The organism is Variovorax sp. 01T439_2, assembly GCF_056398445.1.
In genome coordinates, this window is the sequence record NZ_JBFTPJ010000845.1 from 1 (window position 1) to 2,620 (window position 2,620).

General features: G+C 68.9%; 3 protein-coding genes. 2 read left to right on the forward strand and 1 reads right to left on the reverse strand.

Annotated features, from left to right (window positions below):
* Positions 1-598, forward strand: a 598-nt coding sequence (locus AC1DOC_RS28665) for a LysR substrate-binding domain-containing protein (RefSeq protein WP_478131021.1), incomplete at its 5' end; no start/stop codon positions are given.
* Positions 599-616: 18 nt separating this feature from the next.
* On the opposite strand, the gene AC1DOC_RS28670 is transcribed toward AC1DOC_RS28665, so the two are convergent.
* Positions 617-1,837 (reverse strand): D-amino acid dehydrogenase, encoded by a 1,221-nt coding sequence (locus AC1DOC_RS28670; protein ID WP_478083194.1) that lies wholly within the window; start codon positions 1,835-1,837, stop codon positions 617-619.
* Positions 1,838-2,072: 235 nt separating this feature from the next.
* On the opposite strand from AC1DOC_RS28670, the gene AC1DOC_RS28675 reads away from it, so the two are divergent.
* A partial coding sequence (locus AC1DOC_RS28675; RefSeq protein ID WP_478131022.1) for a transporter substrate-binding domain-containing protein occupies positions 2,073-2,620 on the forward strand: 548 nt, incomplete at its 3' end.

The window sequence follows — 2,620 nt, forward strand, 5'->3', positions numbered from 1 at the left end:
GAGCTACGAGGTGCTGCCGCGCGCGCTCAAGGCCTTCCGCGAGAAGCACCCGGGCTATGCGATCACGGTGGAGTCGCTGCACTCGCCGCAGATCATGTCGGCGCTGCTGCTGCAGGAGGCCGACGTGGGATTTGTCTTCAGTCCCGCGGTGCATCCCTCGCTCACGCAGGAAACGCTGGCCGACACGCGCATGGTGTGCATCGCGCCCAAGGGCATGCTGCCGCGCGCGCTGGTGCGCAACGGCTCGGTGGCGCTGCACGACCTGGTCGATCGGCCGGTCATCGGGCTCGACAGCCGCGACCCGGTGGGCACCAGCCTGAGCCAGGCCTGCCGCCAGGCGGGCGTCGGCTTCCAGCAGGCGGTGGTTACGGTGCAGACCTATCATGCGGCGCTGTCGATGGCCCACCACGGCCTGGGTGTGGCGCTGGTCGACGGCTGCACGGCCCGCTCGGCGGACGCCGCCAAGGTCGACGTGCTGGCGCTGGAGCCGCACATTCCGGTGCCGGTGCGCGCCCTGCGCTTTGCGGGCAAGCCCGATTCGGTGGCGGTGCGCGGCATCACGCGCTGCATGCGCGAGGCGATCGAGCAGGCCGTCTGACACCGCTGGCGCGGCAACTCAGGAAGCCGCGGGCTCCAGCGCCTCGGCAATCCGCTGCGCCGAGCCGAAAGCCAGCGTGAAGCCCAGTGCGCCATGCCCCGTGTTGAACAGCATGTTTGCGGGCGCGCTCGCGAGCCGCCCGATGATCGGCAGCCCCTTGGGCGTGGCTGGCCGCATGCCGGTCCACGGATGCAGTTCCTCGAGCCGGCTTGCATGCGGGAACACGGCGCGCGTGGCGGCAGCCAGCGTCTCGATGCGCGTGGCCGGGATGCTCGCGTCGTGCCCCACCAGTTCCGCCATGCCCGCCACGCGCAGCCGCGAGCCGATGCGCGCGAACACCACCTTGCGGGCGCTGTCGGTCACGTTCACCGTGGGCGCGGCGCCGGGCGAGGGGTCGACCTCCACCGTGATGCTGTAGCCCTTGAGCGGATACACCGGCAGGTAGGCGCCCAGCGCGCGCCCGAGCCTGTGTGACGCCGAGCCCAGCGCCATCACGAAGGCATCGGCCTCGATGTCGCCGGCGCTCGTCTGCACCGCCGCCACCCGGCCGTTGCCGCGTGCGAAGCCGTGCACATCGGTGCCGAGCAGAAAGCGCACGCCGCGCGCGCCGAGCACCCGCTGCAGTTCGGCGCAGACCTTGAGGCAGTCGGCCGCGCATTCGCTCGGCGTGTAGACGGCGCCCGCCATCTGGCCGCGGTAGCCCGCGAGCGCGGGCTCGATGGCGGCGCATTCGTCGGGCGAGACGATGCGCTGCTCGCTGCCCATGGCGCGCTGGAGTTCGAGCTGCGCGCGTGCGCCGTCGAGCGAGGCCGCGCTGGCGTACAGCACCAGCTTGCCGGTGGCGGAAAAGTCGCAGTCGGGTGCCACGTCGGCCTGCATCGCCTCGAAGCCGGTACGGCTGAGCGCGGCCAGCGCGAGCAATTGTGCGGTGGTGCTGCGCGAGGTCTGCGCATTGCAGGCCGCCAGGAACGCCAGCCCCCAGCGCCACTGCAGCGGATCGAGCTGGGGCCGCAGCTTGAGCGGCGACGTGGGCGAGAGCAGCAGCTTGGGCAGCTGCTTCCAGATCGATGGATCGGCCAGCGGCTGCACGTACGAGTAGCTGAGCTGCGCGCCGTTGCCGCCGCTGGCGCCCGCACCGGGGGCGGCGCGGTCGACGACCGTGACCTGGTGGCCCCGGCGTTCGAGCTGCCAGGCGGTGGCCAGGCCCACGATGCCGGCGCCGAGCACACACACATGCATGGAGGCAGCTTTCCGAAGAGAGAGTGAAGAGGGAACAGCATCGACTGTAGGTGCGCGCCGCGCCGGCCGGAAATGCCAAAAGCGCGGTGGCCCATAGCCAAAGCRCATGCCCCGTCCGCCCGCCTGCCTTAACCCATAACCTTTGGGTATGGGCTAGGGTTCATTTGGAATTGTCGCGGTGTGTCACTCCTTCTTACACTGGCCGTTCTGTTCAACCAACCTGAAGAAGGCTCGCATGAAACTCTCCGCATTGATGGCTGCCGCTGCCGTGGTGCTGCTTACCGCCACGGGCGTCCAGGCCGCCGACACGCTGGCCAAGATCGCCGAGTCCGGCAAGATCACGCTCGCCTACCGCGAGTCGTCGGTGCCCTTCAGCTACCTGGACGGCCCCAACAAGCCGATCGGTTTCTCGGTCGAACTCTCCAACGCCGTGGTCGAGGCGGTGAAGAAGAAGCTCAACAAGCCCAGCCTGCAGGTGCAGCTGATGCCGGTGACCTCGCAGAACCGCATTCCGCTCATCACCAACGGCACTGTCGACCTGGAGTGCGGCTCCACCACCAACAACAGCGCGCGCGGCAAGGACGTGGCCTTTGCCGTCAACCATTTCTACACCGGCACGCGCCTGCTGGTGAAGAAGTCCTCGAAGATCAAGGACTACGCCGACCTCGCCAAGAAGACGGTGGCCAGCACCACCGGCACCACCAATGCGCTGGTCATGCGCAAGTACAACACCGAGAAGAACCTCGACATGGACATCGTGCTCGGCAAGGACCACGCCGACGC

Coding starts and splice junctions, on each gene's coding strand:
- AC1DOC_RS28670 (WP_478083194.1), bottom strand. CDS start 1,837: ATGCATGTGTGTGTGCTCGGCGCCGGCATCGTGGGCCTGGCCACCGCC.